Annotated in this window: 5 protein-coding genes; all 5 read right to left on the bottom strand. The window is 42.3% G+C overall.

Annotated elements, in window-relative coordinates; genetic code table 11:
* Nucleotides 1-322, bottom strand: a 322-nt coding sequence (locus AC1DXC_RS21285; protein WP_477461201.1) for a BACON domain-containing protein, incomplete at its 3' end; no start/stop codon positions are given.
* A gap of 132 nt (nucleotides 323-454) precedes the next feature.
* The gene (locus AC1DXC_RS21280) at nucleotides 455-1,933 is read right to left on the bottom strand and encodes a cellulase family glycosylhydrolase (RefSeq protein ID WP_477461200.1); all 1,479 of its coding nucleotides are present in this window, start codon (nucleotides 1,931-1,933) and stop codon (nucleotides 455-457) included.
* Nucleotides 1,934-2,595: 662 nt separating this feature from the next.
* The gene (locus AC1DXC_RS21275; RefSeq protein ID WP_477461199.1) at nucleotides 2,596-3,147 is read right to left on the bottom strand and encodes a hypothetical protein; all 552 of its coding nucleotides are present in this window, start codon (nucleotides 3,145-3,147) and stop codon (nucleotides 2,596-2,598) included.
* Nucleotides 3,148-3,490: 343 nt separating this feature from the next.
* On the bottom strand, nucleotides 3,491-4,948 hold the full coding sequence (locus tag AC1DXC_RS21270; protein ID WP_477461198.1) for a cellulase family glycosylhydrolase: 1,458 nt from the start codon (nucleotides 4,946-4,948) through the stop codon (nucleotides 3,491-3,493).
* Nucleotides 4,949-5,254: 306 nt separating this feature from the next.
* Nucleotides 5,255-6,796, bottom strand: a complete 1,542-nt coding sequence (locus AC1DXC_RS21265; protein WP_477461197.1) for a glycan-binding surface protein — start codon at nucleotides 6,794-6,796, stop codon at nucleotides 5,255-5,257.
* Nucleotides 6,797-6,818 lie beyond the last annotated feature (22 nt).

The raw sequence follows: 6,818 nt of genomic DNA, 5'->3' as shown, positions 1-6,818 counted from the left end.
TGATAGTCACTATCGCCGCGCGGGTAGCCCCGGTGTTGTTAGCGTTCGCGGTTAATTTAAGCGTAACATTTCCCGGGCCTCCCGATGATTGATTTATCGTTAACCATGGCAGTGAGGTGTTGGCTGTCGCCGTCCACTTAACATTGCTGGCGATAGAAACATCGGAATTACTTCCTTCCGGTTCAAAAACAACTTGTGAGGAAGAAACCGTGAATTGAATCTCAATCTCTTTCTTCTTACAGGCAAAAGCAAGCAATGTGAAAAAGAGTTGTAAGCCTAAAAATATACCAAGACCCTTTCTCATATTTATTAATTTGTTCATTTTTGTTAGTTTGATTTATTTTTTCACGATCAATACCGATCATGTACGTCAAGGCAAATTTGGTATTTAGCTCACGGGAAGGCGGCACTGTGTGATCTGTTCACAGTAACGCTATTCCAGAAAACATTAATTTTACTTATATCCTTCCTTAAGGGCATTATACATGCGCTGGTCTATTATCACATTATTAGCCCTGTCTAACATATTTCCTACCTCCCACCAGAATGGCAGCATACCATTCGCTTTAGCCGTTTTGGTCGTAAAAGTTGCCCAGTAGTCCACAGACCTGTTGTTCATCAACGTATCCTTAGGCATAGGCTTGTTAGGGTCAGTCCTCCTCGGGGCTGCATATTCACCCAGCACCACAGGGATACCTTTATCAACAAAATTCACTTTCATCTTTTGGTATTCAGCTGTGATCGCAGCCTCATCTCCATTTCCAGGGGTGTTGTTGCGGTCTGGCTCAATAGTAGAAACATTCCCAGCCCCCCAGTAGTAAACCATTTTGCCCCAGCTTACATCTCCATCCGTTAGTAACGTAAATCCAGCAGGGTTGTAGTCGTGCACCTCGAGCATCAATTTGTTAGGTACCGGGTCGTGAGGCATAGTAGTCATCAAAGTAGCAGTTATAGAAATATTAGTGTGAGGCCCCTGCACAACCAGCACCCGGTAGGCGTTTCTGCCCCCGGTAGAGCGAACGGCATTGATGAATGTTTCGTGATAACCATTGAGTATGGCCATCTGCGCGACATTATCAGCCTTAGGTTCATTCGCGCTGGCAAATAGAACGTGCTCATCAAAATCACGCAGGGTTGTAGCTATCTGTTCCCATAGTGCTTTTTGCTTCGCATTAACAGAATCTTTCTTAGCATCGGTAATATTATTTTCCAGCCAGCCGTTGTCCCAGTGAATATTCACTATCACATACATATCATTATTCACGCACCACCCAACTACTTCTTTAACCCGCGCAAGCCATGCCGGGTCAATTGTTGCCTTTTTCCGGTCGCTTAGATGATTCCAATTCCATGAACAAGGAAGTCGTATCGCACTGAAACCTTTTGATTTCAAAAATTTTATATATGATTCGGTAATTTTATTACCATTCTGCCAATCAGCTTCGCCTGGGGGCTCCATGGTATTGCCAATATTTGTTCCCATTCCCGTTCCCATTTTTGCAGCCAGTTGCACGGCAGTACTGGTCACTCCAGTCATGTCTGGCGCTATAGGCGAGGTGTTATAACCTGGGTATATGGTAGGGGCCTGGGTAACCGTCACCCTTCTGGCCTGCCCGTTGGAAGCGCTCAGGTATAAAACAGCGGAGCGGGTTGCCCCTGTAGCATTGTCTGACAAGGTTGTTACTTGAATAACAGTGCTGCCGCTGTTACCTGATGTTGCGCTTAATTGCAACCACGAATAAGCGGGATTGCTGATGGTCCAATCGCTACTACAGGTAAAAGATAAATCTTCTGTTCCGCCTTCGGGCGTAAATGCTATAGCAGACTGGGTAACCGTTAGTTCCGGGGTAGGAGTTTTAGCCTTTTTGCATGCTATTAGTGCAATAATCGCAGTAAGAAATACTACGGATCTAAAAACATATATTTTGTTCATTTTCCTCTATAATTGAAATTTTTATAAATAATCGCCGCACTAAAAACATCTTATAATATTTTTTATAAACTGCCGGTATCACGAACAAATTCTTATTCGTGACACCGGCAGTTTTTTTAGTGTAATTGTCCAGGATAATTTGAGGATTGTTGAATCACGTTTATTTGCCTCTGGCTAACATTAATTTTACTTATATCCTGCAATAATGGCATTTACCATCCGCTGGTCCGTTACCACATTATTGGCTCTGTCAAAACCATTACTTACCTCCCACCAGAATGGTAAAATACCATTCGCTCTCATAGTTTTGGTCGAATAAATTAGCCAGTAATCCACAAACCTATTGTGCGCCGCCATATCCAAGGAAGTACCACTTTGCATTCGGGAGTCCGTCTAAAAGTTTCATATTCACCCAGTATCACAGGGATACCTTTATCAACAAACTTCTGTTTAATCTTTTTGGAATTCAGAATCGATCACATCATCTTCTCCAAAAGCGGCGTTGCAGTCTGGCTCAATAGTAATGCGTCTGGCCTGCATATAAAAAATTCAATGATTTATTTTTAACCAACTTAAATGATTGAAGAAGTAATTTGATTTTACTCCTTCAATCTAAACCTTAATTGAATTGTCACATGATTGGTTCGATTCAGTCGCCAGGCTTACTGCTTTCCGGTAATAATAATATTATCAAACATTATAGCATTAGAAGTTTCAGTATTAGGATTCAATCTGAGGCTTATTGTTTTATAATTTCCTGAAGGCAAAGCAACCGATTTTGCATCTTTATTCCACCCTGCACCACTGGCAACTGTAGGTAGAGTTACCCAAGAAGCACCGCCATCAATACTTGCTTCAATTTTTGGTTTTACAGCATCTCCTCCTTCTTCAACAGCAAATTCATAAGACAGGTTTAAATTTGTAAAACCAGCCACATTGATATTAGGTATGGTAACAGGAGCACCTTTGAATTCTATTTTCAATACAAATCCGTCACCCCACCCTTGACGCAAATTTATATTGGCATCGCCAGCGGTTTTTAAATTTACTCCGCCATTCCATGTTCCTGCCTTTGTAGTTGGTGCAAATGTATACGTATAGCGATCACTAACGGCGGCAACATTTGATTCAAAATTTTCGGAATACACAGTTTGCTGTGCTTTGGCAAACATCCCTGTTGTTAGAGCCAAAAATAATAGAGCGATTTTTTTCATTTTACTTGAGTTTTAAATATTAATAATTGTTGATTAAAAGTTGTTGATTATTTGTTTGAAAAAATTGGTATAAATAGTTTTAGGTATATTCCTTTTAGTGCTTATTGATGCATTATTTTCATACTTCTCCATTCGGTTCACAGTACCGTTACCCTGGGAAAGCCTTAGTTCAATATTATTTTTATAAATAATCGCCGCACTAAAAACATCTTATAATATTTTTTATAACCTGCCGATATCACGAACGAACTCTTATTCGTGACACCTGCAGTTTTTTAGTGTAATTGTCCTGGATTATTTGAGGATTGTTGAATCCGTTTATTTGCCCCCACAAACCTTACTTTTACTTATATCCGGCAATAAGGGCATCAAACATAGGCTGGTCCTTTACCACATTATTACTTCTGTCTAAGAGAAACCCTACCTCCCACCAGAATGGCATAAGACCATTCGCTTTAGCCGTTTTGGTCGCAAAAGTTGTCCAGTAATCCACAGATTTGTTGTGCATAGCCATATCCTTAGGAAGATAATTGGCGTTGGTGACGTCGGCAGTCCTCCTCCAGGCTGCATATTCACCCAGTATCACAGGGATACCTTTGTCAATAAAATTCTGTTTCACCGCCTGGAATTCAGTAGTGATCGCATTCTCTTCTCCATAGGTGGCGTTGCGGTCCGGCTCAATAGTAGAATGATTCCCAGCGCCCCAATAGTAAAGCATTTTGCCCCAGCTTGCATCTCCATCCGCCAGAATGGTAAATGCATAGGGCGTGTAGTCATGCACCTCGAGCATCAACTTGTTAGGTACCGGGTCGTGAGGAAGTGTAGTCATCAAAGTAGTAGTTAAAGTAGGATCAGTGTGAGGCCCCTGCACCACCAGCACCCGGTAACTGTTCTTGCCTCCGGTAGAGCGAACTGCCTTGATGAATGTTTCGTGGTAACCATTAAGTATGGCCATCTGCGCGGCATTATCAGCCGGAGGTTCATTCAAGCCGGCAAAAATAAGGTGCTCATCAAAATCACGCATGGTTGTAGCAATCTGCTCCCAAAGTGCCTTTTGCATCGCATTAACAGAATCTTGCTTAATTGCATTGGCATTGGCACTATCGTGAGAATTCAGTATCACATACATATCATTAGCCACACACCATCCAACCACTTCTTTCACCCGCGCAAGCCATGCAGGGTCAATTGTTGCCTTTTTTCGATCGCTTAAATGAGTCCAAGCCCAGTTACAGGGAAGCCGTACAAAATTGAAACCTAATTGTTTTACATATTTCACATACGATAGGGTCAATTTACTATTCTGCCAATCACCTTCGTTTGGGGATTCCATGGTATTGCCAAAATTTATTCCCATTTGAAATTTTGCAGCCAGTTGCACGGCAGTACTCGTCACTCCAGTCATGTCTGGCGCTATTGGCGAGGTGTTATAACTTGGGTATATGGTGGGGGCTTGGGTAACCGTCACCCTTCTGGCCTGCCCATTTGATGAACTTATGTTTAAAATGGCCGACTGGCTTGCCCCGGTTCCATTTGGCGACGTCACCGTCACATGAATAACGGTACTCCCGCTCTTGCCGGCAGTTGCGCTTAATTGCAGCCATGAAAAAGCGGGGTTGCTTACGCTCCAGTCGGCATTACTGGTAACGTTTATGTCTTGGCTTCCTCCTTCGGGCGCAAAAGAAATCGTCGACACGCTAACCGTGAGGGCCGGTGCCGGAGTTTTCGCCTTTGTGCAGGCGAAAAGCGCAATGATCGCAGTAAATAATACTACGGATTTAAAAAAATAGTTTTTTTTCATTTTGTTCTATCATTTGATTAGAAATTGTATACAAATCCCCCGCACTAAAAAATATCAGCATTGATATCTTTTTGTCGCCCGCTATGATAGAGGCTCAATTGTACGTTGATCTTTTTACTGTTAATTCGTTCTTCTAAATTCTTCTCCGTTATGGCGCGAATCCAAAATGGTAAAATAGAGGTTGTCATATCGGAATCCTCCTAAGCTCTCTTGCCTATTTCCTCGTTTCGCTTTCCTATCCTTTTTAACAAATATTTTTCTAGACAAAAAGCCCCCACAGCGATATGCTGCCGTGGGGGCTTTAGCTTATTTAATTTTTACAATACGGATATTATCGAATGCAGCATAAAAGCCAGTTGTTGTAGTTGCTGCGCCATAATTATGCCTATATAGGTAAGCGCCGGTTTTTCCTGATGAGCCCACCAAATCGGTGATATTAGTTAAGGGAGCTCCCATACCCTCGCCCAATGCATTACTTGCACGAAACGACGACAACGGGATAGTTATAGTAACCCACCCCTTTGTTTTGTACGCTTTTCCGGTTTTCCATGGTTCCCATCTGTATATATAGCCGCCTACATCTGTTTTAATATCCAGTGCACCACCATTCCAGTCTGTCGGTACACTTATTTCCATTTTCAAGGCCCAGTTGTCCGGGGCATCAGTAAGGTTGGCTGCTGGTACCCATTGATTACTTGTTAAATTAATACCACCATTAGAAGAGCCGCCACTCAAAACACCGGTATTCACAAAAATAAACATAGTATGGTTTGTGCCCATTACGCCATTAAAGGCAGTTGTTTCGGTAAACCAGCCGTATCGGTTATTGATGTTAGCATCAATACCACCAATACCGTCCCCCCAGCCAGAAGCATTACCACCATAATCCGCATAAAGAACACCAGAACCATCCATATTTTCTATAACACCGTTTTTTAGATATGTTGGAGTATAAACATTGTAAGGAGTAGTACCAGTGCCGTACGTTGTCGTAATGGATACCGGTCCGCTTTGCGATAGCGCAGGCGCAACAAAACCAACAGACTTTGTATCATTTGATGTTGTAAAAGTAGTAACTGCGGTACCCGCAAAGGTTAGCGATTGAATGTCCTTAAAATAAGTACCATAAATATAAACCGAATCGCCAGGGCTGGGATTTTCGTTGGAAACCCAGGAAGTAACTGGTGTGGCTTTTATTGTATCCCGGGCAATACCAGATCTGGTAGTAACTGTTACGAGCTTGTTGGATGTCGTTGCCGGCATCAAAAAGCCAAGGGAATCCCCATGAAGGCTCGAGTTAAATTTGGGGATATCGGTGCCCCCATATACCAGGTGTTGAACCAATACTAAATTTGCACCAAAAAGATAAACCGAATCGCCCGGGTTGGCAAATACATTGGAGATGGCCCAAATAACAGGCGCAGGCGGACCTAATTTAAAAGAAAATTTTGTGGTACCTGCTGACGTGGTATACTCTATAGTATAGAGTTTAGTAGAATCAACTTTTGAATACACAATGTCAGGTATTTGCACCACTGCGCTGGTGGGTGCAAACAAAGTAGGGTTAAAGCTGGCAGGAACTCCATTAAATGTGATTTGAGTTGCCTTTTGCAAATTCTGCCCGATTATAACCACATATCGTCCTGTTCGTCCAGACCAACTGGTATCAGTTGCGGGATTACCGGTACTCATAAGCGTATCTTTAGGAGATACATTATACATCCTTATGCTTGTAATGGAAGGCGGGGCGCTGTTTGTTGTTGCTTCTTTTTTACAAGCGGGCAGTAAGGCCACTATTACTAATAGCAGTGGCAAAAAAAACAGGCGGGTATTTAAAATCTTTTTCATAATAATATATTTTAACTATGTT

It is taken from the genome of Mucilaginibacter sp. P2_D11, from assembly GCF_056404435.1.
Note: the sequence above shows the minus strand (reverse complement) of the source record. Positions and strands in the feature narration are given on the sequence as shown.

Excerpts from the sequence above, each read along its gene's own strand:
- AC1DXC_RS21275 (WP_477461199.1), bottom strand. The coding sequence starts at position 3,147 with ATGAAAAAAATCGCTCTATTATTTTTGGCTCTAACAACAGGGATGTTT.
- AC1DXC_RS21280 (WP_477461200.1), bottom strand. The coding sequence starts at position 1,933 with ATGAACAAAATATATGTTTTTAGATCCGTAGTATTTCTTACTGCGATT.
- AC1DXC_RS21265 (WP_477461197.1), bottom strand. The coding sequence starts at position 6,796 with ATGAAAAAGATTTTAAATACCCGCCTGTTTTTTTTGCCACTGCTATTA.
- AC1DXC_RS21270 (WP_477461198.1), bottom strand. The coding sequence starts at position 4,948 with ATGAAAAAAAACTATTTTTTTAAATCCGTAGTATTATTTACTGCGATC.